Source organism: Natronococcus occultus SP4, assembly GCF_000328685.1.
In the GTDB taxonomy this organism is placed as follows: Archaea; Halobacteriota; Halobacteria; order Halobacteriales; family Natrialbaceae; genus Natronococcus; species Natronococcus occultus.
On sequence record NC_019974.1, the window covers coordinates 141918 to 167118 of the forward strand.

Sequence of the window (25201 nt, forward strand, 5' to 3'; positions counted from 1 at the left end):
GATGAGCGGAGAGAGAGCTCCAGACGGCGGAGACGAGTCGGGCGTCGTCCGACGGGACCGCTTCAGCGGCGGCCCCGCGCGGAGCTTTCTCTCCTCGCTTGCGGCCGACGAGCGGATCTTCGAGGCCGACCTCGAGGTCGACCGCGCCCACACGATCATGCTCGCCGAACAGGGGATCGTCGACGACGACGTCGCGGGCGAGATTCTGACGGCACTGGACGCCATCGAGGTCGACGGCCACGACTCCCTGCCCGAGGGCGAGGACGTCCACGAGGCTATCGAGACGGCCGTCATCGAACAGATCGGCCCGGCGGGCGGGAAGATGCACACCGCCCGCTCGCGCAACGACGAGGTTGCGACCTGCATTCGGTATCGCCTTCGCGAGGACGTTCTCGAGGCGATCGAGACGACCCTGGCGCTGCGGGAGTCGCTGCTCGAGGTCGCCGAGGAGGGTCGGGAGACGATCATGCCCGGCTACACCCACCTCCAGCCCGCCCAGCCGACGACGGTCGCCCACTGGGCGCTGTCCTACGAGGGCGCAGTTCGTCGCGACACCGAGCGTCTGTTCGACGCCTACGGGCGGATCAACGAATCCCCGCTGGGCGGGGCGGCCTTCGCCGGCACGACGTTCGCTATCGACCGCGAGCGTACGGCCGATCTACTGGGCTTCAGTGGAATCGTCGAGAACTCGATGGACGCCTCTTCGAGCCGCGATTTCCTGCTCGAGACCACCCAGGCGCTGTCGACCCACGCGACGACGCTGTCGGGGCTCGCCGAGGACCTCGTGATCTTCGCGAACCGCGGGTTCGTCGATCTCGCCGACGACTACTCCTCGACGTCCTCGATCATGCCCCAGAAGAAAAATCCCGACACGCTCGAGCTCGTCCGCGCGGTCGCGGGCGACGCCGCGGGCGGGGTCCAGGGACTGACGACGACACTGAAGGGACTGCCCCGCGCGTACAACCGCGACCTCCAGCGGGCGACGACCCACGCCTGGGAGACCGTCGACGCCGTGACGGAGGCCAGCGAGGTCGCCGCGGGCGCGGTCGCGACCGCCGACTGGAACGCGGAGACGCTCGCAGCGGAGGCCGGCGCGGGGTTCTCGACGGCGACCGGGGTCGCGGACCTGCTGGCGGCGAACGGACTGCCGTTCCGCACCGCACACGAAATAGTCGCCCACGCCGCAGAGAACGGCGCCGACTACGACGCCCTCGAGGCCGCCGCCGAAGACGTGCTCGGCGAGAGCGAGGCGGCGACGTCGCCTCGAGACGATGAGCAGCGGAGCCGCGAATCACCCCTCGAGTCGCTCGTCGACCCCGCAGCGGTCGAGAGCGCCCTCGATCCCGAGGCGAGCGTCGCGAGCCGGGACTCGCAGGGAGGACCCGCCCCCGAGGCGGTCGCCGAGCAGCTCGAGTCGGCTCGCGAGACGCTCGCGGCCGACGAGGGGACACACGCGGCGACCGACGAGGCGCTCGAGGACGCCCACGCGGCGCTTCGCGAGGAGGTGAACGCGTATGGCTGATGTCCTCGCGTGTCCACCAGCTCCGGATCGCACGCCAACCCCGCTCCCGCCGCCGTCCCCACGAGGGGACGATACACAATCAAAATGATATGAAATACAAAATCTGCCGGAAATCGCGAGTCACACACCGTTAGTGGGTAGTGCAGTTATTGTAACTTTGCTGTTAGGTTCGAAGGTTTTAAGGGTACTGCGGTCCCAGTGTGGAGTACAATGACAGAATGCGTCGAGTGTGGGGCAGAAGTGTCCCTGCACGACGATCTGGAAGTGGGAGAGATCGTTGACTGTACGACCTGCGGAGCCGAGCTGGAAGTCGTCGACACCGAGCCGCCAGTCCTCGAGCGAGCCCCGGAGCTCGAAGAGGACTGGGGTGAGTGACCTTGAAAGTAGGAATACTCTACTCCCGGATCCGCAAGGACGAGAAGCTCCTCCTCTCGGAGCTGCGCGAGCGCGACCACGAGGTCGAGAAGATCGACGTCCGCAAGCAGACGTTCGACATCGGCGAGGCCTCCGAGGCGTTTGCCGACCTCGACATCGTCGTCGACCGCTGTCTGGCCACGAGTCGCAGCCTCTATGCCACGCAGTTCTTCGAGGCCTACGGCATCCCCGTGGTCAACAGCAACGAGACGGCCGAGATCTGCGCCGACAAGGTCAAGAATAGCCTCGCGCTCGAGAAGGCCGGGGTTCCCACGCCCGCGACGAAGGTCGCGTTCACCAAGGAGACCGCCCTCGAGGCGATCGAGGAGTTTGGCTACCCCTGCGTGCTCAAACCCGTCGTCGGCTCGTGGGGTCGTCTGATGGCCAAGATCGACTCCCGCGACGCCGCGGAGGCGATCTTGGAGCACAAGGCGACGCTCGGCCACTACGAGCACAAGGTGTTCTACGTCCAGGAGTTCGTCGAGAAACCCGGACGGGACATCCGTGTCGTCGCGATCGACGGCGAACCCGTCGCCGGGATGGTCCGGTCTTCGGATCACTGGATCACAAACGCCGCGAAGGGCGCCGAGACGAACGTCTTCGAGGTCGACGACGAGGCTGCAGAGCTCGTCGAGAAGGCGAGCGACGCCGTCGGCGGGGGACTGCTCGGCATCGACCTCATGGAGACGGCAGACGGGTACACCGTCCACGAGGTCAACCACACCGTCGAGTTCAAGGCGCTCAACGACGCCGTCGAGACCGACGTCGCCGGCACCGTCGTCGACTGGCTCGAAGAGAAAGCCGCGGAGAACGGCAGCCAGGAAGTCGAGGTGACGTTCTGATGGCCGTCGGCACCGACGCCAGCGCGGACGAATCAGCCGAAACCGTCACTGCGACGGTCGTCGGCGGTAGCGGCTTTACGGGTGGCGAGCTCCTGCGACTGCTCGCCGGTCACCCCAACTTCGAACTCGCGGAAGTGACGAGTCGCTCGAAGGCCGGCAAGAGCGTCGGCTCGGTCCACCCGCCGCTTCGCGGGACCGACCTGCGCTTTACCGAACCCGAGGACTTCGAGTCGGTCGACGTCCTCTTTGCGGCGACACCCCACGGCGTCTCGATGGGGCAGATCGACGACTTCTTCGAGATCGCCGATACCGTCGTCGACCTTTCGGCAGACTTCCGCCTCGACACCGAGGAGCAGTACGAGGAGTGGTACGACGGCCACGACGCGCCCGAATACCTGGAGAAGGCCGAGTACGCCCTGCCAGAGATCAACCGCGAGAACCTCGCGGGCGCGGAGCTGATCGCCGGCGGGGGCTGTAACGCCACCGCCACCATTCTGGGGCTGTATCCGCTGTTCGAACACGATATCCTTGAGGGCGGCGAGCAGGTCGTCGTCGACGTCAAGGTCGGCTCCTCGGAGGGGGGTGCCGGCGGCGGCGAGGCCTCGAGCCATCCCGAGCGCTCGGGCGTCGTCCGCCCCTACGCGCCGACGGGCCACCGCCACGAGGCCGAGATCGAGCAGTTCCTCGACACCTCGGTCGCCTTCACCTGCCACGCCGTAGACATGATCCGCGGCGCCAGCGCGACGGGTCACGTCTTCCCGTCGGGACCGGTCTCGAAGGGCGACCTCTGGCAGGCCTATCGCGGCTGCTACGAGGACGAGCCGTTCGTCCGCATGGCCGCGGGCGGCTCCGGCGTCTACCGCTATCCGGAACCCAAATCGGTGGCGGGGACGAACCTCGCGGAGGTCGGCTTCGAGCTCGACCCCTCGAACAAGCGCGTCGTCGTCTTCTCGGCGATCGACAACATGATGAAGGGATCGGCGGGCCAGGCGGTCCACGCCGCCAACGTCGCGCTCGGCCTTGAGGAGACGGCCGGACTCGAGTTCACGGGGCTGCACCCCGTGGGGGCACCGTAAATGACTACCGTGGTCAAGATCGGCGGCGCACGCGCCGTCGATCCCGAAGGTGCGCTCGCGGACGTCGCGAGCCTCGTCGAGGACGGCGAGGACGTCGTCCTCACCCACGGCGGCTCGACGGCCGTCGACGAGACCCTCGAGGAGCTCGGGCAGGAGCCCACGTACGTCGAGACACCGGGCGGCGTCGTCGGTCGCTTTACCGATGAGGAGACGATGGACGTCTTCAAGATGGTGATGCCCGGCAAGCTCAACACCGACCTCGTCGAGAGCCTCCAGAACGAGGGTGTCGACGCCGTCGGCCTCTCGGGGACGGACGGCAAACTTCTCGAGGGGAAACGCAAGTCCGCCGTTCGCGTGAAAGAGGACGGCAAGAAGAAGATCAAGCGCGGCGACCACTCGGGGAAAATCGAGTCGGTCAACGCCGACCTCCTCGAGACGGTGCTCGCGGGCGGCTACACGCCCGTCGTCTCGGTTCCGATGCTGGGTGAGGAGAAATCGGGCGGGTACACCGCCGTCAACGCCGACGCCGATCGCGCGGCCGCCGCGATCGCGGGCGCGCTCGAAGCCGACCTGGTCGTGTTGACCGACGTCTCGGGGATCTACGAGGACCCGGACGACGAGTCGACGAAGATCGACTCCGCGTCGACCCCCGAGGAGTTCGAAGCCGTCGAGGACGCCGCCGAAGGGTTCATGACCAAGAAGGTCATGGCCGCCACGGAGGCCCTCGAAGGGGGTGCGTCCTCGGTGATCGTCGCCTCGGCTAACGCGGACGCGCCGATAACGAGTGCGCTCGCGGGCGAGGGGACGACCCTCCAGCCCGGCGTCCTCGACGACGAAACTACACAGGAGGCCACACGATGAGCGACCACGACTTCGTCTCCGGCAGCAAGCCGATCGGTATCGAGCGCGGCGAGGGACCGTACCTCTACAGCACCGACGGGACGGAGTACCTCGACGCGGGTGCGAGCTTCGCGTGTACGCCGCTGGGTCACTCCCATCCCACAGTCGTCGACGCGGTACAGGAGCAGGTCGGCGAGCTGACGTTCGTCGACTCCTCGTTTCCCGTCCAATCGCGCGAGGACGCCTACGCGGCGTTCGTCGCGGCGACGCCCGACGGACTCGAGGACGCCTGGTTCTGTAACTCCGGAACCGAGGCCAACGAGGCCGCCCTGAAGTTCGCCCGCTCGGCGACCGGCGACTCGAAGATCGTCGCGGCGACCCGCTCGTTCCACGGACGGACGATGGGGTCGCTCGCGGCGACCTGGAAGGACAAGTACAAGGAGCCCTACGAGCCCCTGGCCGGTGACGTCGAGTTCGTTCCCTACGGCGACGGCGAGGAGCTCGCGGCGACCGTCGACGACGAGACTGCGGCCGTCATCCTCGAACCGATCCAGGGCGAGGGCGGGATCAACGTCCCGCCCGCGGGCTACCTCGAGCGCGCCCGCGAACTGACCGAGGCGGCCGGCGCGGCGCTGGTCTTCGACGAGGTCCAGACCGGGATGGGACGGACGGGCTCGATGTGGGCCTGCCAGAACGCGGGCGTCACGCCCGACGTCCTCACGACCGCGAAGGGACTCGGAAACGGCCTGCCCATCGGCGGCGTCGCGGTTCAGGACTGGATCGCCGACGGCGCTGCCTCGCACAACGCCACGTTCAGCGGCGGCCCCGTCGTCACCGCGGCGGTCCACGCGACGATCTCGACGCTGGTCGAGGAGGAGTGGCCCGCCCACGCCGCCGCTGTCGGTGACTCCCTCGCAACGGATCTCGAGGACGCCCTCGGCGACGCGGTCCGCGAGGTCCGCGGTGAGGGGCTGCTCGTCGGTATCGAACTGAAACGCGGCGCGAACCGGGTCGCCCGCGATCTGGCGATGAACCACCAGGTGCTGGCACTACCAGCGGGCCGGACCGTCCTGCGCCTGCTGCCGCCGCTCGTGATCGACGAGGACGACACGGACCGACTCGTCGAGGCGCTGACCGAGACCGTCGCCCCCGAAGCCGCGTCCGAATCATGAACGCGAGTATGACCAACGTGGCCGACGTCTCGCAGGAGGACGCCCGGAACCTGCTGGTCGATCTCGTCGGGATCCCCTCGCCGACCGGCGAGGAGCAGGCGGCGGCCGAACGCCTCGTCGAGTTCTTCTCGGCGAACGGCCGCGAAGCCTGGATCGACGAGGTCGGCAGCGTCCGTGCACCCGCAGACGATGCAGTGTTGCTGACCTCCCACGTCGACACCGTTCCCGGCGAGATTCCAGTCGAGGTCCGGCCGGCAGACGCCGAGGACGTCGACGACGAGGTCGCCGAGGAGGAAGGTGAGGACGTCCTCTGGGGGCGCGGGAGCGTCGACGCTACGGGTCCGCTGGCCGCGATGGCCGTCGCCGCCGTCCGAACGGGCGTCTCCTTCGTTGGCGTCGTCGGCGAGGAGACCAACTCCCGAGGCGCCCGGCATCTGGTCGTCGACCGCGAGGAGCCCGACGCCGTCGTCAACGGCGAGCCCAGCGGTACAACCGGGATCACGCTGGGCTACCGGGGCTTTCTCTCCGGGACCTACGTCGCGACAAGCGAGTCGGGCCACACGTCCCGACCCGAACCCAACGCGATCCAGCACGCGACCGAGTGGTGGACCAACGTCGAGGCCGCCTTCGAACACGACGAGTACACGCCCGTCTTCGAGCGCGTCACGGCGAAACCGGTCGACATCGACGGCGGGATCAGCGAGGACGGCCTCTCGGTCGAGACGACCCTGCAGGCCCAGCTCCGGATCCCCCCGTCGCTGGACGCCGAATCGGTCCGCGAGACCGCGGAGGCCGAACTCGAGATCGGCACCGTCTCCTGGGCCGAGCCGATCCCGCCTGTGATGGAGAGCCCGCGAACCGAGGTCGCCCGCGCGTTCCGTGCGGCGATCCGCGAGGCGGGCTGCGATCCGCGCCTCCTGCGCAAGACCGGCACCAGCGACATGAACCTCTACGCCGGCGCGTGGGACTGTCCGATGATCACGTACGGCCCGGGCAACTCCGAGCTCGACCACGCACCCGACGAGCGCCTCTCGCTCGCCGAGTTCGATCGGTCGGTCGAAGTGCTGACGAACGTCGCAACGACGCTTCGCGGAGGCGAGCCCGAATGAGTGAGCCGCGACACTTCCTCGAGATCGACGATCTCTCCCGGGAGGAGCTGACCGCCGTCCTCGATCGCGCCGAAACGTACAAACACGCGCAGGCGAACGGCGAGGACCACGACGATCTCGCGGGCCAGACCCTGGGGATGATCTTCCAGAAACCCAGCACCCGAACCCGCGTCTCCTTCGAGACGGGGATGACCCAGCTCGGCGGCCACGCGATCTTCCTGGGCGCCGACGACATCCAGCTGGGCCGGGGCGAGCCGCTGAAAGACACCTCCCGGACCCTCTCGCGGTACGTCGATATCGTGATGGCCCGGCTGTTCAAACACGACAACGTCGAGGTGCTGGCCGAACACTCCTCGGTACCGATCGTCAACGGACTCACCGACGACGCACACCCCTGCCAGACGCTCGCGGACCTGCTGACGATCCGCGAGGAAACCGGCGGATTCGAGGACGTGTCGGCCGCGTGGGTCGGCGACGGCAACAACGTCGCCCAGTCGTTCGTCATCGGCGCGGCACTGGCCGGTATCGACCTCACCGTCGCCACGCCCGACGGGTACGGGATCGACGACGACGTCCTCGAGCGGGCCCGTGAACTCGGCGGCGATCTGACGACCACGACCGAGCCCACCGCGGCGGTCGCGGACGCCGACGTCGTCTACACCGACGTCTGGATTAGCATGGGTCAGGAGGACGAACGCGACGTCCGGATGGACGCCTTCGAGGGGTTCCAGGTCAATGCGGACCTGCTCGAGGACGCCCCCGGCGCGTCGGTGATGCACTGTCTGCCCGCCCACCGCGGCGAGGAGATCACCGACGAGGTCATCGAGAGCGACCGCTCGATCGTCTTCGATCAGGCCGAAAACCGGCTCCACGCCCAGAAGGCGCTGCTGAGCTGGCTGCTCGAGTAGCGATCGAAACCTTCTGTGGTCGTTTATCGTCCGTGGAATCCGTACGTGATCCCGAGGACGACGCCGTACGCCGCGTGTCCCAGCAGACTCCCGACGTCGACGTTCGGCAGCGGTGGCGCCATCGGGAAGCCGCCGACCGAAAGCCAGATCGGCATGACGACGACCGCGAGACCGATCCAGACGACGACGCCGTAGGCGAGGCCGAAGCGCGGTAGTCCGGACGACTCCGCGCCGGGACTGACCCGTGAGCGCGAGCAAGGCGGCGAAGACGACCCCGAGCACCGCGCCGTGGGAGACATGGAGTACTCAGCCGACGAGTCCGCCTTCGAGACCGTACATGGCCGGGATCCCCATCTCAAGCATCGCGGGCATCTGCACCGCCATCAGCACGCCGAACGCGACCGCTCCGGCGATACCGCCCACGACGCCCGCCTGCCAGGATTCGAGTGCGGTTCCGGTCGCCACGTCAGCTTCGGTTCGTTGTTTGGACGCCATACGCTAGCTCTCGGCGGAAGACGGTGTAGCGCTGTCTCTCTCTCGTGTTGGCCACACACAGTCGTCGGATCGGGACCGACGCACCGAGGCGAACGTTCATCCGTCGAGCCCTCGCAGTACGTTCCGATGGTGGACCCGTTACGCATCGACGCGGGCGATCTTGGCGCGGACGCGATTCTCGAGGCGATCGAGGACGGCCGTCGCGTCGTCGTTACGACGACGACCCTCGGCGACGAGCACGAAATCACGCTGCGGTACGACGGCTCAGTGTACTACTGTGACACCCCCACCAGGTTACACCGCCACGAGAGCGCACGGGAAATGCGGACCTGCATTCGGAACATGGGGTACGGAGCGTCGTCGACCGCGGACGGGACGTGACTCTTTCACTTCCAGGGGTGTAGTATCGGCCATGCCGACCGACCCCGAACATCGCCTCGACGAACTGATGGAGACGCCGGACCCCGGGTTCGAAACGGTGATGAGCTGCGTCTTCGGCATCGAACCTCACGAGACCAGAACCTATCTCGTGCTCCTCGAGCGACCCGGGAGCACCATCGGCGAGCTAGAAACACCCCTCGAGCGCGACCGGAGTACGATCAACCGTTCGCTGACGACGCTGTACGAGCGTGGGATCGTCCGCCGGGACCGTCGGCTCCTCGACGGCGGGGGGTACGTCTACCAGTACACCGCCATCGCGCTGCCGGAGGTCAAACGGATGCTCCACGACGCGCTCGACGCCTGGACGGCGACGGTTCACGGGGTCATCGATGACTTCGACGAGGAGTGAACGTCCTCGCCGCCCGCCGCGGCAGCGTTGGTCCCAATCAGCCCACTTTTCTCCTTTGCCCGCTACGGTCCCGGTAATGAGTCTCAGCCTCTCGGCCGAGAACCCGACCGTTCCAGAGGACGCGACCGACGGCGCCTGGCTCGAGTGTATCGACTGCGGCGAGACGTTTGCGCCCTTCGCGGACGTCCGCTACACCTGCGACGACTGCGACGGGCTGCTCGAGGTTCGCTACGCCGACCACCCCTCGTTCGAGGACTTCGAGGGGGAGGGTGTCTGGCGCTACACCGACGCGCTACCGCTCGAGTCGGGCGTCTCGATTCAGGAGGGAGCCACGCCGCTGTACGAGGTCCCCACCATCGAGGACGAGCTCGGGCTCGAGGCCGTCAGGATCAAACACGAGGGAATGAATCCGACGGGATCGTTCAAGGACCGCGGGATGACCGTCGGCGTTGCCGTCGCACGGGAGCTCGGGGTCGATCGACTGGCCTGCGCGTCGACGGGTAACACAAGCGCCGCGCTCGCGGCCTACGGCTCTCGGGGCGGGATGCAGACGCTCGTGCTCCTGCCAGCGGGGAAGGTCGCCGCGGGGAAGGTCGCCCAGGCGAGCCTCCACGGCGCCCGGATTCTGGAAGTCGACGGCAACTTCGACGCCTGCCTCGATATCGTCCAGGAGCTCGCGGCACAGGGCGAAGCCTACCTGCTGAACTCGCTGAACCCCTTCCGGCTGGAGGGTCAGAAGACGATCGGCCTCGAGATCCTCGAGGCCTTCCGCGACGACTACGGGACGCTCCCGGACCGGATCGTGCTCCCGGTCGGCAACGCGGGCAACACCGCGGCGCTGTACAAGGCGTTCCGCGAACTCCTCCAGGCTGGCGCGATCGACCGCGAGGACGTGCCGAAGCTCACCGGTGTCCAGGCCGTGGGCGCCGCGCCGATGGTCGAGGCGATCGAGAACGGCGCCGACGAGGTGCGACGCTGGGACGACGTCGAGACCCGCGCGACGGCGATCCGGATCGGCAACCCGGTCAACGCGCCGAAAGCCCTGCCCGGAATCCGCGAGACCGGTGGGACGGCCATCTCGGTCACCGACGAGGAGATCACCGACGCCCAGCGCACGCTCGCGAGCGAAGGGATCGGCGTCGAGCCCGCCTCCGCGGCCTCCGTCGCCGGGCTTCGCAAACTCCGCGCCGAGGGGATCGTCGAGAGCGACGAACGGGTTGCCTGCCTGACGACGGGCCACCTGCTCAAGGATCCCGACGCAGCCGCCGCCGCCGGTAACGATTCCGAACCCGTTCCGGCAGACACCGACGGCGTCCTTGAGCATCTCGCGGGCGGGTCCGCGTCGGACCGATAGCGACGACGACGTCCTCGAGCTTCGACCGGTGCGGTCCATCCAGACCTTATTTCCAGATAATTCTAGAAGATATCTTATACTTTAAGTAGGAAGAGGGAGCACAGGTACACATAGCTGGTGATAATTACCGATGGCTGTAGACGATTCGACCGGAAGCTGCTCAGAGTGTGGTGGACGACTGCGGACGACGGAAACCGAACTGATCTGTGAGAACTGCGGGCTCGTCTCCGACGAGGACGCGATCGACCGCGGCCCCGAGTGGCGGTCGTTCGACGACGGCCCGGACCGCCGTCGGACCGGCGCCCCGCTGACGCGCTCGCGACACGACCGCGGGCTCTCGACGGAGATCGGTTACGGAAGTGGTTCGGGATCCTACACCCGTCTGAGCGGGCGAAAGCGACGCCAGATCGCCCGCCTTAGACGAGAACACAATCGAGCTCGAATCTCGACGAAGGCAGACCGCAACCAGGTGTACGGGTTCACGGAGATCAAACGCGTCAACGGCTTGTTGTCACTCCCCGACTCCGTGCGGGAACAGGCCTGTACGCTCTTCGAGTCGGCTCAGTCCGAGGGGTTGTTACAGGGGCGGTCGCTGGAGGGGTTTGCCGCGGCCGCGATCTACGCGACCTGTCGGACGAACTCGCTGGCCAGAACGATCGACGAAATCGTCGCGGTCGCCCGCGCCGACGCCGACGAGCTCAAGGCCGCCTACGACGCGCTGAACCGCGAACTCGAACTCCCCACCGGACCGATCGATCCGACCCAGTACCTGCCGCGGTACGCCTCGAAACTCGAGCTCGAACCCGCGATCGAGAACCGGGCGCGCGAATACGTGACGACGCTCCTCGAGGACGGCGCTATCGGGGGACGGAATCCGAGCGGCGTCGCCGCGGCCTGTCTGTACGCGGCCGCCGGCGAACGCGAGAACTGGCCCTCGATCACCCAGACCGCCGCGGCCGACGTCGCCGACGTCGCACCCGCGACGATCCGGTCGACGGCCGTCGCGCTCGAGGAACTGAACCCGTCGTCGAACGGCTAGGTCGTTCGGAGCGTATCGGTGCTTGGCTCGTAGACCTCGCCTTTCTGTTTGAGCTTGTCGATCTCGTGTTCGGCCTTCGACTCGTCCATCCCGATCTCGTCGGCCCGCTCGAGAACGATATCGACCGGCGCGCCCTCGTCGTACTCCTCCTCGATGTCGCTGATCAGCCCCTTGATGTTCTTGATCCGATCCCGCTGGGACTTCGAGGTGCCGGCCTCGACGATGTCCGCGTCGAACTCGCCGGTTTCGGGGTCGACGCCGATATCCTGCAGACACGAGCGGACGATCTCGACGACCCGCTCGGCGTCGCGTTGCTCGACCGTATCCGAAAGTCGCACCCGGGCGCTTGCCTCCGAGAGCCGCACCAGCGCCTCGAGCTTTCGTGCGGTGACCGGGACGGGGGCGTCCTCGTCGGTGCCTTTCGCGCGCAGGTCGACGTAGAAGTCCCGGATCGTCTCGCGGGCGTCCTCGGTCATCCGTGGGTGGCAGTTCTGCTTCGCGTAGGCGATGTACTTTCGGAGGAGTTCGGCGTCGATCACGGGATCGACCTGTTCGGTCATCTCCTCGATCTCCTCCTCGCTGACCTCGAGACTGGTCATCTCCTCGCGCTGGGTGGTCAGCTCCCCTGCGTAGTTGGTCGTGAGAATGTGCTCGGCGAGATTCTTGTCTTTCTCCTCGTCGGGCTGGTCGGTGACCGTGAAGATCAGATCGAACCGCGAGATCAGGGCCGGTTCGAGGTCGATCTGCTCGCCGATGGGCTCGTACTGGTCGAACCGACCGTACTTGGGGTTCGCGGCGCCCAGTAGCGAACAGCGGGACTTGAGCGTGGCGTTGATGCCGGCCTTCGAAACCGAGATCTTCTGTTGCTCGAGGGCCTCGTGCATGGCCGAGCGGTCCTCGGAGTTGTGAACGACCATGCCGTTGGCGATGAAGTTGTGGGTCCCTTCAACTGTGAGGTCGTAGACGTAGTCCCACTCATCGCCATCGATCCGGTGGATTTTGACGATTTCCGAGGGTTCGACATCATGAAGACTCGAGCGTGCTGACTGGTCGGTCATTACAGCACCGCCATCTGTGACGATTGATGACTCGTTACAGGGGACGAGCGTTCGATCACCGACCTCGAGATTTGTTGCGCTTCGTTCGATTGTCGATCCGTCTTGTCGGATGAAGAACGGATGGTCTGGTGTCGAGCGGAGCTTCTCACCGTCTTCGGTGATGACTTCGATCAGTTCCGATGGGGTCTCGTACTGATGTACGGCAGTGACCGGTCGTTCGACGATCGCTCCGGAGTCGGTCATCGTCCGAACACTCACGTCGACGTTCCGCATCGTTCGTCCGTTTTCTAGCGGTTCGATTTCACCCGCTTTTGCAGCCTGTTGCGCTATCTCTTCGATGGCGATAGACGATCCGTTGGATAATTCGACGAGGCTTTCCCCCGTCACGCACCGCATTTTGTCGAGTTCGTCGACCGCCGCGATCCCCTGATCGGCGAGGACGAGCGCGCCGGCCTCAAGGGTCCACTGCTGGCCGTCGCCGAAGTCGTCGCGGACCGCCGCAGCCGTGTTGTGGGTGACGACCCCGTTCGCGAGGAAGTTGTGCGTCTCCGGGACGGTGAGGTCGAACACCTCCTTCTCGCCGGTGTCGACCGCGGCGACGACCTCGTCCCAGCACAGGTCGGCCTCGACTGCCTCCTCGACGATCGGTTCGGCGTCTCCGAGATCGACCTCCTCGAGCATCCGTCGAGCCCGTCCACGGCCGGGATTGTCGCCACGGTTGAGATTCATATAGTATTCCCCACCAGCAGCATCGACGGTTGCGAGTGTGGTTCCGACCGGAATCTTCTCCTCCCGGCGTGTGGCATCCCCGACGATTTCCTCGAGCGCAGCCCGTTTTGTCGGGTAGCCGAATCCGATCGCGTCCGCGTACCGTTCGATGTTGCGACCGTAACACTCCAAGTGATACTGGACGTGATTCGATTCGATCTCGTAGCCGTTCTCGAGGACGGACACACCGCGACGGTCGCGCTCGCGAACGCGGGATCGAACGCCGTAGGTTTCGAGCATCAGCTGCACCTGTTCGGCGAACTCCTGGCTGATCGTCGAAAAGTGGATGCTCGAGCCCCCGTCAGTTCGGGACGAAACGGATCCATCGGCGTCCATCAGTCCGCGGAGGAACGCATCGGCGTGCTCGGCGGTCGTCAGTGCAGGATCGAGCTTCAGATCCTCCTTCGGCGTCTCCATCCCGGCGTTAGAGAACAACTGCGCGATAGTAGCGCTGTGAACGCGAATACACGGAACTCGATCGTCCTGATACTCGATTTCGGGCCGCTTGTCGAACGTATCGTCGACGATCTCGACCGCCCGCTCGAGAATCGTTTCGTCGCTGTTAGAAATTCGAACGAGACCGCGGTTTCCGTCGCGGCGCGAGAGCCTGATATCTCCGTCTCCGAAGACGAGGCCGAGCAGATAACAGAGGTCCTCGTCGAACTCGTCGGGGATACGGACGCCGTCCCCGTGACGAAGCATCGCGCGTTCGACCGAGAGCTGGTCCAACTCGAGGTCGATCCCCTCGAGCACTCGTTCGAGCTTTGCTATGGGAATATGTCGGTTCCGAATCGTATCGTAGACGAAGTCCTCCGAGAGGTCGAGCTCCGCCGCTGCGTCACGGAGCGTTCCGTACGTTTCACAGAGCTGCCGGCGGATCTGAACGATCGACTCGTCGGCGAGTTTCAGCTTCTCGTTCGTGAACTCGAGGTAGTCCTCGATCGGCGGCGTCGAGCGGTCGACCTCGTCGTACTTCGGTACCGCGACGTAATCACCTGCTTCGACGTTCGATATCTGCGTCCATTCGAGCCCGTCCTCGCCACAGGTCAACACTGGCGTGCTCTGTGACGCTTCGAGTTCCTTACCTCGTGCCGTCTCTATCCGTCGACACTCCTTTGGCGGCATTCGCCAGACGTGTGACGTCGATCGTGTCTCGAGGGCTCCCGAGTCCCGATCAAACGTGTAGAGGCCGATTTCGTCTTCGACTGCAGTTTCGGTGTCGACTGGATCGGGGAGCCGAGTAGTGGCGACGTCCTTGGCCTGTCGGAACCCGTCTTCGGTATGGATCAGCGTCTCCCCCGTGACACAGAGGCCAGCCGAGGACGACCCCTTCCCGGAGGTGTAGACGGAGCGAGGGGCGATGTTCTGAATGTAGCCCAGCATCTGGGAGTTATGGGAGATGATCCCGTTCGAAACGTAGTTGTGAGTCCCCTCTATCTCGAGGTCGTACACCCAGTCGTAGTCGGGATCGACCGTTTCAATAGAGTTGATCTGATCAGCTACAGCGCTCGTAGACGCGACTGTTCCTCCGTCAGCGAGGACGGGCACTTCGTTTACCGTCGGCTGATCGACCGTGTTCGCACTTCCCGTTGTCACGGCGATCGAATCTCCAACTGAGAGTTCGTCGGCACGGATTGCCCGATAGCCGTCAGCAACACCGACGAACAGCGGATGCGACGGCGTCACCTCGAGTTCACGCCCGCTCGAAGTCCGAATCTGATACATCTGATCAGGTGCCTCACGCTTCCAGACCTTCGTCGCCCGCTGTGGAGCGATCGAACCGTCGTCCTGCAGCGACGGCACCTCGAGATCGATCTCGTCGTACCACCCGTCGTCGATCGGTTTCGGGTCCTCGATGTTCGCCTCGACGAGGTCACGGATCGGGACATTGCGTCCGTCTGCGAGTGTCACCTTCGTGTCTCCGCGGACGCACTTTCCAGTACCCGGGTCCCCGATCAGCAGCATATGGAGGTCGCCGCGGATCCGCGAGCCGTCCGGCAACTGCTTCGTCACCCCCGAAAAGAGTTGGAGGATCATCGCGAGTTTCTCCTGTTCGTAGCCGTAGATGGATGGAGCGATCGAGCCGACCATCTGCTCGTAGATGTCATCGCTCGAGGACAGCCGGACGATCTCCTCTTTGTCCTCCTCGGTGATGTCCATGTCCTCGAACTGCTCTTCGTCGATGTCGACGGCCATCCCCTCCATGTAGAAGTCGAAGACGGGCGATTTGTCCTGGCCGTCGCCCTGCTGTTCGAGTCGGAGCACGCCCGTCGCGGAGACGTGGTCACCGGGCGTCACTTCGCCGGTGATGTCGTCCTCGACGTGGACGTCGAGTGATTGCGGGGTCTCCCCACCTCTGAGACCCTCGGGACTCTCCTGGATGCGCAGTTTCTGAGAGTCGACGAACTCCGACTGGTCGAAGTTCACGCGGAACGGGCCCTGACGTTCACACCCCTGGCATTCGTGGGGTTCCTGAAAGTCACCGCTGGACTGGGGGACTCTAGTGAGGGTGCCACAGAGCTGACACTCGAAGGCAGCCTCTTCGATCTTCGGACGGACGTCGGTCGCCTTGCGGACGATCCCCCGGACCTGTACGAGGGAGTTCATGTCGCGGGCGCGGATGTCCCGAATTTCGGGCGACTCGGTTTCGGGAAGGTTGTGGACCCGAACGTGGGCCTGGCCGAGGCTGACGTCGATCGGCAGATCGTACAGCCGGAGCGCCTCTTCGGCGTAGCGCTGGAGCTGTTCGGGCTGGGCGAGGAAGTCGTCGGCGAGGTTCGGATCGTATCGGTAGAGATCCTGCCAGTCGACGTGAAGCGACCGCTGCTCGTTGGGGTACTGCTGCGCAAGCTGCTTGATCTCGTTGTCGTAGTAGTTACGGAAGAACTGCTCGAACGAGTCGACGAGTTCAGAATTGCCCGCTTGCGCCATTGCACGTCCGTAGGGTCGCCACCGTGTATAAATGGTCGCAAAGCGGAGCGAAACTGATCGTGGGCGATCGCCGATCGGTCGTGGCGCTCACTCCCGGCGCGGATCGAACGGGGCGTTCTCGACGGCCTCTTTGTTCGCGTCGTCGGGTCCCTCTTTGCCGAGTTCGTCGACCGCGACGCCGAGCGTCGCGATCGAGCGAACGGCTTCCTCGACGGTGACGTCGACGTCGTAGACGTTTTCGGTGGGAACGTGCATGACGTACCCGTTGGTCGTCGGGTTCGGGCCGAGCGGAACCATGAGCGTCATCATCTCGTCGCCGTCGACGGTCCGTTCGATCGTCACTGGGGTGTCCGCGGTCAGAAATCCGAACATATACGCGTCGTCGTGAGGGAACTCGACGAGTTTCACCTCCTTGAACTGGTCGGTCTCGTCGTTGACGAGGATGTCACTGGCCCGCCGGACGCTCTCGTAGAGGACGCTCACGCCTGGAATCGTTTCTATCGTCGCGTGGACCCGTTCCGAGACGCGCTTTCCGGGCGTGTGTTCGGCGGCGAACCCGATCACCAGAAAGAATCCGATCAGCGACGCCAGGGTCGTCAGCTGAATGACGATCCGAGGCGGTTCGTTCGGCCAGACGTACTGCACGCCGGCGACGATCGGCGAGAGGATTCCGAGGACGAAATCGATCACGACCAGCAGTACGAGCAGCGTCACGACGAGCGGGATCGTCAGAATAATTCCGTTGACGAGCCACCGTTTCGGCTGCTCCGAGACCGCATCCATACGATCAGTTGTCGAACAGTCGGTAGAAAGCGTTCGGGTTGCGCTTGCGCCTTCACACTCCAGGCGGTCGATCCCGTCGACCCGAGTCGCAGCACAGTCGTCTCGAGCGGTCGTTCCGAGCCTGTTTCGATCGGCGGTCGCCTCGGCGTGCTTATCTCCGTCGGGTGCGTACAGACCGCATGATACCACGACCCTCTCGCTCGAAACCCGCCGACCAACAGACGGTGATCGACCACCTCGAGGCGGCGACAAAACGTCTCGAGACGATCGAGGATCGCCAGCGCCAGCTCGAACGGACGGTCGCCGCGCTGGCCAGAGAGAACGGAACCTCGCTCGGCTGTCCGTGTACTCGGTGTCACCGGAGCTACACGCTTGCGAAATCCGGAGTCATCTACTGTCCGGAATGCGGGTACAGACACACCCTCTGACCGTCCGTGACCGGACGAGATCTCTCTCGACAGTCGGTAGTGATCGGCAACGCTACAGCGATGTCGTCACTGTGTCGGTGAAAATACGTCGATCGTACGTGATCGTACGATCGGTGTAGAAGTCGATATGATCGCCGTTCGGCGACCGACTATCGCCTTGTTAGACGCGCTCGACGTTCGTTGCGCGCGGACCCTTGGGGGCCTGCTCGATGTCGAACTCGATCTCGGTACCCTCAGTCAGGTCCTCGCCGCCGACGTCCTCCATGTGGAAGAAAACGTCCTCGTCCGCGTCCTCAGTGTCGATGAAACCGTAGCCGCCAGTGTCGTTGAAGAAGTCAACCTTACCGTTTGCCATTACAACCAAACAGTGCCCCGCTGTACGGATAAGGGTTGGCATTTGTGTTCCCAACCCCGAATCCTGAGGACGAATGTCTATAGTTATCGGAGATTCGGGAAATATGTGATCGAAGGGTCGGTTATTCATGGTAAAGCCACCCGACCTGTCGCCCCTAACCGAGACGAGCGAGGGACCCACAGTTCTCCGCCCGGGCCGTGACGGACTCGAACGAGCCGGCGGGTCGGAAACGGACCCGTCCGCCGTCCGTCTCGTTGTCGCTGCGTTTCGGCGAGTGCTTTTGCTCTGCTGTACCGTACCATACTTATGACTTCCCGATCGCCGGTGTTCTGTCAGGTGTGCAATGAGACGATCGACACACAGGACTCCATCGAACCTTACCTCGTCTACGAGCACAGGCCTCGCGAGCTAGCCAGTCGGCTCGTCTCCGAATGGGAGGCCGAGGGACTCGGTTCCGAGGCGTAACGACGGTGGTCGACGAGTGATATCTCTGGCGCTCGTGGAGTTGCTCGCAGCAGAAGTATGGGATCGCCCGGATTTGAACCGGGGTCACGGGCACCCAAGGCCCGAAGTATACCAAGCTAACCCACGATCCCGTATCATCCTTTCTGGGCGAACCGCTTAAAGCGTTTCGTTCCGGACCGAACGGTTTTCCCCGCTTCGCTCGCTACGCCCGGGTATGGTTACAGGACTCGAGATTCTCCTCCTGGTGATCGTCCTCGTCGCCGTCCTCGGCGCCACGACGATCATCCAGACCGTTCGTCCCTTCATCGTCAACGCGGTCGTCGGACTACTCGTGTTGTTTCTCGCCCAGGCAGTCTTCGGCGTCTCCGTTGCGATCACGCCGATCGCGCTCCTGATCGTCGCCCTCGGCGGACTGCCGGGTTCGCTGCTGGTGTTGTTGCTCTCGCTGTTCGGCGTCGCCTTCGTCCCCTGACTGCCGTTTCGATCGCTCGCTTTCGCTCGTACTGCGTTCCGAAAAGGGCACTACAGTTCTTCGTCCCGAAGCTCGATGTCGGCGATCAGATCGTAGGGGTGGGCCTCCTTGCGGATCCCGTCGACGAGCGCGAACGCCTCGCCGGGCGAGAGGAAGTGTCGGGTGACGACCTCGCCGAGCGGCGTCGGTTCGAAGCCGTCGATAAAGCCGTACTCGAGGAGTTTGCCGATCGCGTGTTTAGTCGGGACCTCCCCGAGCATCCGGTCGTTGAGACCTTTGGCGGCCTTGCCGCCGACCACGATGTTCGCCAGCGTCTCCTCGACGGCGGCGTCCTCGTCGTAGTGGGTCATCACCGACTCCATCTCCCCTTTCAGGAGTTTAAACGCGACCTCGTCCTCGGTCATCTCCATGGAGTTGTGGTAGGTGCAGTCGGGTTCGACCAGCACGTACACCTTCCCCTCGTCGTGGTAGTCCGGCCGACCCGCGCGGCCGAGCATCTGGTGGAACTCCTGGACCGAGAGCCACTCGATCCCCATCGCCAGCGAGTCGAAGATCACCTGCGAGGCCGGGAAGTCGACCCCCGCCGCGAGGGCGGCGGTCGTTACGACCGCGGAGAGCTCCTGGTCGCCGAACTGGCGTTCGACCTGCTTGCGACGACCGTAGTCGAGCCCGGCGTGGTACGGCGCCGCCGAGTACTCGAGTTTCCGCGAGATCTCGTGACACCGCCTGCGGGAGTTCGTGAAGATGATCGTCTGTCCGCGATACCCCTTCGAGGACTCGGTGTCGAACTCGCGTTTGACGAGCTTGTTCTCGATGCGGACCTTCTCCTGACCGTCGGCGAAGGTGACGTGGCGCTCGATCGGAACGGGTCGCTCCTCGAACTCGATGAGTTTTGATTCGAGGACGTCGGCGAGCTGTTCGGTGTTGCCGACCGTCGCCGAGAGGTAGATCCACTGGGCGCCTCCGTAGTCGTCCCGCCGGGTGGCCCGCTGCTCGGTGGTGTGTTTGAGCCGCGAGATGAGGCCGTCGAGTCGGTGGCCCCGTTCCTCTTCTTTCAGGGTGTGGACCTCGTCGATGACGACGGTGCCGATGTCGCCGAGGTCCTTGCCCGTCCGCAGTGCGTGGTCGATCCCCTCGTAGGTGCCGACGATGACGTCGGCGTTGGGATCGAACCGGTTGCCATCGTCGGTGATCCGGCTCGCTCCCACTCTGAGGGAGACGTCGACGAGATGGCCGTACTCGTCCTCGAAGTCCTCGTGTTTCTGGTTGGCCAGCGCCACGAGAGGAACCAGAAACAGCATCTTTCCTTTTCCGTTGAGCACGCGGTTGAGGCCGGCCATCTCGCCGACCAGCGTTTTCCCTGTCGCGGTCGCCGAAACGACGAGCTGGTCGTCGCCGTCGAAGAGGCCGTTCTCGACCGAGAGGCTCTGGACCGGCAGCAGGGTCTCGAATCGGTCCTCGAGCAGTCCCTGGAGTCCGGGATGCAGGTTCAGCGAATCGAGCCGGACGGGGTCGACCTCGTCGGTCGTCGCCGAGATCGTGTCGAACTGGGTGAGGTCGGGATCGAGCTGGCCCTGCAGCAGGTTGACGATCCGGTCCAGATCCTGAACCTCGAGCATCAGCTCCTCGAGCCGTTCCTTCGCGGCGCCGGTGACGGAGCCACCTCCCGAGTAGGAGAGCTGACGCTCGAGTTCCTGGCGGGCGCAGTCCCGACAGATCCAGTCCGCGTCGTCCTTGACGGCGGTTTCGGTCGTCACCGGCGAGTACCGCCCCGCGGAGGCACAGTAGCGGCAGGTCCGGACGGCCTTGGCCTTGTCCTCGAGCTGGTAGCCCGACAGCATCTCGGTGAGCTCGCGGCGTTTCTCGGCGGCGGTCTGCTCGGAGATACGGATACGCTTCGCTCGACGGGCGAGTTCGACGAACTCGTCGGGCTGGCGCGGTTCTTCGCTCGAACCCTGCTTCAACCGGAACTTGGCGGGCCGGGGGCCAGCCGCGGTCTCGGAGAGTGCGAGTTTCGCCCGAAACAGTCGGGTACCGTCCCGCTGGACGACGACGAGGTAGTCGTCGCCCGTCTGGTGACAGAAGATCGTCTCGACGTCCTGGACCTGCTGCGACACGGTACAGTGTACTCGGTTGGCGTACTTGAGCGGTTCGGACTCGCTTTCGATCGATCGTCGTTCCGTTCCGGAGCGGCGCTGGATCGGTTTCAGAGCAGGCCGACCAGCGGGACGACGCCGAACCAGGCGATGTAGCTCAGCGAGGCGATCAGCAGCAGGTCGATCCGCTGGGCGCCCGCCTCGGCCTCGAGGCGCTCGCGGAGCAGCCAGACCAGTCCCAGCGCGTGGACGAGCGCGAGGTAGATCGCGGGTCTGTAGCCGGGAACGATGTCGAACAGCTGGAAGAGCGTGCCCAACACCGCGGCGAGGACGGCCGTCGCCGCGGCCACCATCGCGGCGCCGTCGACGCCGAACCGGACGGCGATCGTTCGTTTGTCCGCGCTCCGATCGGCGTCGACGTCCGGGACGCCGGCCAGTGTGATCGCGGGAAGCACCGACAGCAGGAAAGGTACCCCTAGCAGCCACGGGAGCGGATCGTGCCACGAACCACCGAGGACGACGAATCCAAGCAGGAGAACGCCGACGCTGTGAGTGATGGCGACGTCGAGCTCACCCAGCGTTCGGTAGGCAAGTTTCGGTGGCGGGAGCGTGTAGCCAAGCGCCAGCACCGTCAACACCCCCATCGTGCCGGCCGTCGCTGCCGTCGAGCCCGCTCCGACGAATAGCGTTGCTCCGCCGAGGACGGCGGCCGCCGTGAGAAAGGCGCCGATCCCGGCCCGTAGCTGCTCGAAGGAGAGCTCGCCGTCGACCAGGACACGTGAGCCGCCGGTGAACGGGCCCGCGAAGGTGTTCTCGCGGTCGGTCTCGTAATCAGCGTACTCGTTGCTCAACACCGTCGCGGCCTCGAGGACGAACAGAAACGCAAGCCCCAGCCAGTAGGCGCCCGTCGCGAACACGTCCGAGCCGGCCGCCGCCAGCGCGCCGACGGTGTAGGCGATCCAGGCCATCGGGTAGAACTGCAGGCGCAGCGCCCGCAGCCAGCTCGTCGCCGTCCGCGTCACCCGTCCCAGCTGCGAGTCGGGACCGGTCTCGAGGCGTCGGCCCAGCTCCCGTGCCTCCTCGAGCCACGCCTCGCGTTGCTCGAGGTCGGAGTCCTCGATCGGCCCCAAGTTCGTCACCCGCGTGGTCCGGACCCCGGCGTACCCCAGGGTCGCGCGCTTGAGCGCGTGGTTTCCGGGTTGGCGGAGGAGCCACCGGTAGATCCGCGGTGGCACGTCCATCGTAACGAGCAACTCGGCGGTCTTGTCGTTGAGCAGCTCCTCTTTGCCGGCGCCCTCGCCCTCCTCGTAAAACGAGAAGGCGAAGCCGGGTCTGAACACCCGGTCGAAAAACCCCTTGAGTCGGGCGGGCATCGTCCCCCACCAGTTCGGGTAGACGAAGACGAGGTGGTCGGCCCACTCGATCTCGCGCTCGGCCGCTTGCAGATCCGGCTCGAGGGGCTGGTCGCTCGGACAGTCGGCGTGGACGTCGGGGTCGAACTCGAGATCGGCGACGGCGAGTTCGCGCACGTCGACGCCGGCCTCGCTGGCGCCGTTCCGGTAGGCCTCGGCTAACGCGGCACAGTAACTGTCCGTCCGCGGATGTCCCAGGATGAGTAGTACGTTCACACCTGTCCCGAGGGTTCGGGCGTCGTCGGTATAGAAGTGCTCGACCGCTACTCGACGAGTTCGATCTCGTCGTCGCCGTTGGGGACCGCACAGAGGAAGGCCCCGTCCTCGTCGCCCTCGTTGCGGTACCAGTGGACGGTTCCTGCGGGGAGCAACAGCGAGTCGCCGGCTTCGACCTCGTGTTCCTCGTCTCCGATGCCGACCGTGTACTCGCCCTCGAGGACGTACTGCTCGTGTTCGACCGCGTTCGTGTGTTCGGGGACTGTGGCACCGGCTTCGAGAACGAATCGACGAATTGCGAAGTTCGGCGCGCCGTCGCTCTCGTCGATCAGGACGCCCTTTTCGAGGCCGTCGGCGGCATCGACGGACTCGTACTCGATCTCGTCGCTGCGACGGAGCAGTGGTTCGGACATACCCACGGGTCGGCGTCGCACGTACAAAATCGTCCGGGTCTCCACGATCGGAATCGGGCGCCGACGCTCGTCCGCGCTCGGCGTCGGGGACGGCGGCGATCGGATCGTGTTGTCACGCCGTGTAACACCCGATAGCTCTAGCCGGGCTGCGTGTGCAGGCCGACGGCTTCTTAGTAACTATCTATAATGATTGATAGCGGTGTGACAGGGCCGATCGAATCCAGAACGAGATATCCCGCGAAAAACCGGAGTGATCCATGAATTCGAAACGTCGAGAGACAGACGGCCGAACGGGAGAGACGAACGACGGAAGGGGGGTGAGCAGACGGCGGTTACTCCAGACTTCCAGCGTACTCGGCGCGAGCGCACTCGCCGGCTGCGCCGAGAGCGAAATCCTCGGCGGTGCGCTCGCAGGATTCGACGATCAGTCGTTCATCGTCGGCTATCAACCGTTTTACACCGAATCCTGGTCGGCGCTCGTGATTCGACACGCCGACCTCGCCGAGAAACACCTTCCCGAGGAGTATTCGGTCGCGAGCTGGGAAGTCGCCCTGCAGGGTGCCGTGATCGGGAACAAGATGATCTCGGAACAGAACGATATCGGCTACACGGGCGACATGCCGACGATCACGGCGATCGCGAACGAGGAGACGCCGATCGACATGGTCGGAATCGCCGGCTTCTCCGAAGGACAGCAGTGTAACCTCGGCTTCGTCGCCAAGGACAGCGGAATCGAGGACGCACAGGACCTCGACGGCCGCGAGGTCGGGGTTACGACCGGAACCTGTACCCACCGGTTCCTCCTCGAGGCGGTCCAGGAAGAGGGGATCGACATCGAGATCTCCGACATGGGGATGGAGACGATCGCAACGAACATCCGGGAAGGAAACCTCGATGCCGGGGCCGGCTTCGAACCTACGGTGTCGCGCTCGGTCGTACAGGCCGACGCGGCGGAGTTTCTCTTCTCGGGTGCCGACTACGGTATGCACGACGCCGCCGGTATCCTGATGCTCGACTCGCTGGTCGCGGAGCACCCGGAGGCCGCGGTCGGCTGGATGAAAGCCGAACTCGAGGCGAAACACATCATGGCGAACGATCCCGAGCGGACGCTGGATCTCGTCCAGGAGGAAGGCCAGCTGCGAGATTACGAGCGCGAGACGCTGCGCGCGACGCTGTACGAGACGCCGGACGCCAGCCCGGACGTCGAACGGATGCTGTTTTACACCGACTTCGAGGCGGTCGACGAGGCCGAGGAGCTGATGAAGCGGGAGGCCCCGGAGTTTCTCTACGAGGACCAGGAGGTCATCTCGCACGTGCCGCCGGAGGAACGGTACCGGACCGACCCCCTCCGGACCGCCGTCGACGAACTCGAGGACGACGCCGACTGGGATCCGCTTCGGGGGGCCGAACGATGAGTACGACCACGATCGAACGGATTCAGCGGCGGTTCGAGGGAGGCACCGTTCCGATACTCACCAAGCGCGTTCGGCAGCTGCTGTCGATCGTCCTGTTTCTCGGCCTCTGGTCGGCGCTGGTCCGCTTCGGCGTGCTCGGATTCGACACGTTCGTCGGCCCGGAGACGACGCTCGCGGCACTGCTCGAGGCACTTTCGGGCACGGCGATGACCGAAGGCGGAGAGACGATCTACGAACACGCGGCGTTCTCGGCGTTTCGCGTCCTCGTCGCGGTTACCATCGCGGTGCTCGTTGCTATCCCGCTCGGACTGACGATCGGGACGAGCCGCCGCTGGGAGGACGCGCTGTTCCCGGCGCTCGAGGTGTTCCGACCCGTTCCGCCGGTCGCCTGGGTCCCGATCGCGCTGCTCCTGTTGCCGACGTTCCGCAGCGGCGTGATCTTCGTGGTGTTCGTCGGCGCGTTCTTCCCGATCCTCGTCAACACCATCGAGGGCGTCAAGACCGTCGAGGCGGAGTACGTCCAGGCGGCAGCGAGCCTGGGTGCCGGGTCACGCGACATCTTCCGACACGTTATCGTCCCCGCGACGCTGCCGTCGATCATCACTGGGGTCTCGCTGGGCGTCGGGCTGGCGTGGATTACGGTCGTCGCTGCCGAGATGATCGCCGGCGGCGTCGGCATCGGCTACATCATCTTCCAGGCCTACCGGCTGCTCCAGACCGAGGTCATCGCGGTCGGCATGATCGCGATCGGCTTCCTGGGGTACATCTCGGCTGCGGCGGTCCACCGGACCGGCCACTACCTCACCCGCTGGCAGGAGACCAACTGAC

The 25201-nt window shown here is 65.1% G+C and carries 25 protein-coding genes and 1 tRNA gene; 17 read left to right on the forward strand and 9 right to left on the reverse strand.

The features are described from left to right. Position 1: 1 nt before the first annotated feature. The 8 genes from argH (at position 2) to argF (ending at position 7883) form a co-directional block, all read left to right on the forward strand. Positions 2–1522, forward strand: coding sequence for an argininosuccinate lyase (gene argH, locus NATOC_RS00700; protein ID WP_015319484.1), 1521 nt, complete (start codon positions 2–4; stop codon positions 1520–1522). A gap of 210 nt (positions 1523–1732) precedes the next feature. After that, entirely contained in the window at positions 1733–1897 is a 165-nt protein-coding gene (gene lysW / locus NATOC_RS00705; RefSeq protein ID WP_005554620.1) for a lysine biosynthesis protein LysW, read from the forward strand. After that, complete coding sequence (gene lysX / locus NATOC_RS00710; protein ID WP_015319485.1) at positions 1894–2778, forward strand: lysine biosynthesis protein LysX; 885 nt, start codon at positions 1894–1896, stop codon at positions 2776–2778. The genes lysW and lysX overlap by 4 nt, the downstream gene beginning before the upstream one ends. Continuing rightward, positions 2778–3854, forward strand: coding sequence for an N-acetyl-gamma-glutamyl-phosphate reductase (argC, locus tag NATOC_RS00715; RefSeq protein ID WP_015319486.1), 1077 nt, complete (start codon positions 2778–2780; stop codon positions 3852–3854). Before lysX ends, argC begins: the two co-directional genes overlap by 1 nt. Beyond that, positions 3855–4715: an acetylglutamate/acetylaminoadipate kinase gene (locus tag NATOC_RS00720; protein ID WP_015319487.1), complete on the forward strand. Its 861-nt coding sequence runs from the start codon at positions 3855–3857 to the stop codon at positions 4713–4715. Continuing rightward, entirely contained in the window at positions 4712–5866 is a 1155-nt protein-coding gene (locus tag NATOC_RS00725; protein ID WP_015319488.1) for an aspartate aminotransferase family protein, read from the forward strand. The genes NATOC_RS00720 and NATOC_RS00725 overlap by 4 nt, the downstream gene beginning before the upstream one ends. After that, positions 5863–6975: a [LysW]-lysine hydrolase gene (locus NATOC_RS00730; protein ID WP_015319489.1), complete on the forward strand. Its 1113-nt coding sequence runs from the start codon at positions 5863–5865 to the stop codon at positions 6973–6975. The genes NATOC_RS00725 and NATOC_RS00730 overlap by 4 nt, the downstream gene beginning before the upstream one ends. Continuing rightward, positions 6972–7883: an ornithine carbamoyltransferase gene (gene argF, locus NATOC_RS00735; RefSeq protein WP_015319490.1), complete on the forward strand. Its 912-nt coding sequence runs from the start codon at positions 6972–6974 to the stop codon at positions 7881–7883. Before NATOC_RS00730 ends, argF begins: the two co-directional genes overlap by 4 nt. Before the next feature lie 23 nt (positions 7884–7906). On the opposite strand, the gene NATOC_RS22710 is transcribed toward argF, so the two are convergent. Together NATOC_RS22710 and NATOC_RS22715 are read right to left on the reverse strand one after the other, a co-directional pair. Further along, positions 7907–8182: a hypothetical protein gene (locus NATOC_RS22710; protein WP_015319491.1), complete on the reverse strand. Its 276-nt coding sequence runs from the start codon at positions 8180–8182 to the stop codon at positions 7907–7909. 7 nt (positions 8183–8189) lie between these two features. Beyond that, positions 8190–8378: a hypothetical protein gene (locus NATOC_RS22715; protein WP_015319492.1), complete on the reverse strand. Its 189-nt coding sequence runs from the start codon at positions 8376–8378 to the stop codon at positions 8190–8192. Positions 8379–8504: 126 nt separating this feature from the next. Between NATOC_RS22715 and NATOC_RS00745 the strand changes: the two genes are divergently transcribed. The 4 genes from NATOC_RS00745 to NATOC_RS00760 all read left to right on the forward strand — a co-directional run bounded on the left by NATOC_RS00745 (position 8505) and on the right by NATOC_RS00760 (position 11561). Further along, positions 8505–8759 carry a hypothetical protein gene (locus tag NATOC_RS00745; RefSeq protein ID WP_015319493.1) on the forward strand — a complete coding sequence of 85 codons (255 nt, stop codon included), beginning with the start codon at positions 8505–8507 and terminating at the stop codon, positions 8757–8759. 31 nt (positions 8760–8790) lie between these two features. Beyond that, positions 8791–9168 (forward strand): helix-turn-helix domain-containing protein, encoded by a 378-nt coding sequence (locus tag NATOC_RS00750; RefSeq protein WP_015319494.1) that lies wholly within the window; start codon positions 8791–8793, stop codon positions 9166–9168. A gap of 76 nt (positions 9169–9244) precedes the next feature. Further along, on the forward strand, positions 9245–10522 hold the full coding sequence (gene thrC / locus NATOC_RS00755) for a threonine synthase (protein WP_015319495.1): 1278 nt from the start codon (positions 9245–9247) through the stop codon (positions 10520–10522). A gap of 130 nt (positions 10523–10652) precedes the next feature. Then, a complete protein-coding gene (locus NATOC_RS00760; protein ID WP_015319496.1) occupies positions 10653–11561 on the forward strand; it encodes a transcription initiation factor IIB in 909 nt (302 codons plus the stop codon). Here NATOC_RS00760 and NATOC_RS00765 read toward each other — a convergent pair. Beyond that, complete coding sequence (locus NATOC_RS00765; protein ID WP_015319497.1) at positions 11558–16318, reverse strand: LAGLIDADG family homing endonuclease; 4761 nt, start codon at positions 16316–16318, stop codon at positions 11558–11560. The two genes, NATOC_RS00760 and NATOC_RS00765, sit on opposite strands and share 4 nt — an antisense overlap. An 87-nt stretch (positions 16319–16405) precedes the next feature. Further along, positions 16406–17101, reverse strand: coding sequence for a DUF502 domain-containing protein (locus NATOC_RS00770; protein ID WP_015319498.1), 696 nt, complete (start codon positions 17099–17101; stop codon positions 16406–16408). Between the two features lie 179 nt (positions 17102–17280). Between NATOC_RS00770 and NATOC_RS00775 the strand changes: the two genes are divergently transcribed. Beyond that, entirely contained in the window at positions 17281–17529 is a 249-nt protein-coding gene (locus NATOC_RS00775; RefSeq protein WP_015319499.1) for a hypothetical protein, read from the forward strand. 160 nt (positions 17530–17689) lie between these two features. On the opposite strand, the gene NATOC_RS00780 is transcribed toward NATOC_RS00775, so the two are convergent. Then, on the reverse strand, positions 17690–17884 hold the full coding sequence (locus NATOC_RS00780) for a cold-shock protein (protein WP_015319500.1): 195 nt from the start codon (positions 17882–17884) through the stop codon (positions 17690–17692). Positions 17885–18190: 306 nt separating this feature from the next. Between NATOC_RS00780 and NATOC_RS22130 the strand changes: the two genes are divergently transcribed. Beyond that, on the forward strand, positions 18191–18349 hold the full coding sequence (locus NATOC_RS22130) for a hypothetical protein (RefSeq protein WP_015319501.1): 159 nt from the start codon (positions 18191–18193) through the stop codon (positions 18347–18349). A gap of 58 nt (positions 18350–18407) precedes the next feature. Here NATOC_RS22130 and NATOC_RS00785 read toward each other — a convergent pair. Then, positions 18408–18480 (reverse strand) — tRNA-Pro (locus tag NATOC_RS00785). A gap of 83 nt (positions 18481–18563) precedes the next feature. On the opposite strand from NATOC_RS00785, the gene NATOC_RS00790 reads away from it, so the two are divergent. After that, positions 18564–18821, forward strand: coding sequence for a pro-sigmaK processing inhibitor BofA family protein (locus NATOC_RS00790; protein WP_015319502.1), 258 nt, complete (start codon positions 18564–18566; stop codon positions 18819–18821). Positions 18822–18871: 50 nt separating this feature from the next. On the opposite strand, the gene NATOC_RS00795 is transcribed toward NATOC_RS00790, so the two are convergent. The 3 genes from NATOC_RS00795 to NATOC_RS00805 form a co-directional block, all read right to left on the reverse strand. Beyond that, positions 18872–20938, reverse strand: a complete 2067-nt coding sequence (locus tag NATOC_RS00795) for a DEAD/DEAH box helicase (RefSeq protein WP_015319503.1) — start codon at positions 20936–20938, stop codon at positions 18872–18874. A gap of 89 nt (positions 20939–21027) precedes the next feature. Next, positions 21028–22545 (reverse strand): NAD(P)H-dependent oxidoreductase, encoded by a 1518-nt coding sequence (locus NATOC_RS00800; RefSeq protein WP_015319504.1) that lies wholly within the window; start codon positions 22543–22545, stop codon positions 21028–21030. A 47-nt stretch (positions 22546–22592) separates the two neighbouring features. Beyond that, a complete protein-coding gene (locus tag NATOC_RS00805; RefSeq protein ID WP_015319505.1) occupies positions 22593–22958 on the reverse strand; it encodes a cupin domain-containing protein in 366 nt (121 codons plus the stop codon). A 317-nt stretch (positions 22959–23275) separates the two neighbouring features. Between NATOC_RS00805 and NATOC_RS00810 the strand changes: the two genes are divergently transcribed. Next, positions 23276–24373: an ABC transporter substrate-binding protein gene (locus tag NATOC_RS00810; protein WP_217255552.1), complete on the forward strand. Its 1098-nt coding sequence runs from the start codon at positions 23276–23278 to the stop codon at positions 24371–24373. Next, positions 24370–25200 (forward strand): ABC transporter permease, encoded by an 831-nt coding sequence (locus NATOC_RS00815; RefSeq protein WP_015319507.1) that lies wholly within the window; start codon positions 24370–24372, stop codon positions 25198–25200. The genes NATOC_RS00810 and NATOC_RS00815 overlap by 4 nt, the downstream gene beginning before the upstream one ends. Position 25201: the final 1 nt, after the last annotated feature.

Coding starts and splice junctions, on each gene's coding strand:
- NATOC_RS00790 (WP_015319502.1), top strand. CDS start 18,564: ATGGTTACAGGACTCGAGATTCTCCTCCTGGTGATCGTCCTCGTCGCC.
- NATOC_RS00775 (WP_015319499.1), top strand. CDS start 17,281: ATGATACCACGACCCTCTCGCTCGAAACCCGCCGACCAACAGACGGTG.
- NATOC_RS00780 (WP_015319500.1), bottom strand. CDS start 17,884: ATGGCAAACGGTAAGGTTGACTTCTTCAACGACACTGGCGGCTACGGT.
- NATOC_RS22710 (WP_015319491.1), bottom strand. CDS start 8,182: ATGTCTCCCACGGCGCGGTGCTCGGGGTCGTCTTCGCCGCCTTGCTCG.
- NATOC_RS00720 (WP_015319487.1), top strand. CDS start 3,855: ATGACTACCGTGGTCAAGATCGGCGGCGCACGCGCCGTCGATCCCGAA.
- argF (WP_015319490.1), top strand. CDS start 6,972: ATGAGTGAGCCGCGACACTTCCTCGAGATCGACGATCTCTCCCGGGAG.
- NATOC_RS22715 (WP_015319492.1), bottom strand. CDS start 8,378: ATGGCGTCCAAACAACGAACCGAAGCTGACGTGGCGACCGGAACCGCA.
- argH (WP_015319484.1), top strand. CDS start 2: ATGAGCGGAGAGAGAGCTCCAGACGGCGGAGACGAGTCGGGCGTCGTC.
- argC (WP_015319486.1), top strand. CDS start 2,778: ATGGCCGTCGGCACCGACGCCAGCGCGGACGAATCAGCCGAAACCGTC.
- NATOC_RS00770 (WP_015319498.1), bottom strand. CDS start 17,101: ATGGATGCGGTCTCGGAGCAGCCGAAACGGTGGCTCGTCAACGGAATT.
- NATOC_RS00815 (WP_015319507.1), top strand. CDS start 24,370: ATGAGTACGACCACGATCGAACGGATTCAGCGGCGGTTCGAGGGAGGC.
- thrC (WP_015319495.1), top strand. CDS start 9,245: ATGAGTCTCAGCCTCTCGGCCGAGAACCCGACCGTTCCAGAGGACGCG.
- NATOC_RS00725 (WP_015319488.1), top strand. CDS start 4,712: ATGAGCGACCACGACTTCGTCTCCGGCAGCAAGCCGATCGGTATCGAG.
- NATOC_RS00805 (WP_015319505.1), bottom strand. CDS start 22,958: ATGTCCGAACCACTGCTCCGTCGCAGCGACGAGATCGAGTACGAGTCC.
- lysW (WP_005554620.1), top strand. CDS start 1,733: ATGACAGAATGCGTCGAGTGTGGGGCAGAAGTGTCCCTGCACGACGAT.
- NATOC_RS00750 (WP_015319494.1), top strand. CDS start 8,791: ATGCCGACCGACCCCGAACATCGCCTCGACGAACTGATGGAGACGCCG.
- NATOC_RS00730 (WP_015319489.1), top strand. CDS start 5,863: ATGAACGCGAGTATGACCAACGTGGCCGACGTCTCGCAGGAGGACGCC.
- NATOC_RS00760 (WP_015319496.1), top strand. CDS start 10,653: ATGGCTGTAGACGATTCGACCGGAAGCTGCTCAGAGTGTGGTGGACGA.
- NATOC_RS00745 (WP_015319493.1), top strand. CDS start 8,505: ATGGTGGACCCGTTACGCATCGACGCGGGCGATCTTGGCGCGGACGCG.
- NATOC_RS22130 (WP_015319501.1), top strand. CDS start 18,191: ATGACTTCCCGATCGCCGGTGTTCTGTCAGGTGTGCAATGAGACGATC.
- NATOC_RS00765 (WP_015319497.1), bottom strand. CDS start 16,318: ATGGCGCAAGCGGGCAATTCTGAACTCGTCGACTCGTTCGAGCAGTTC.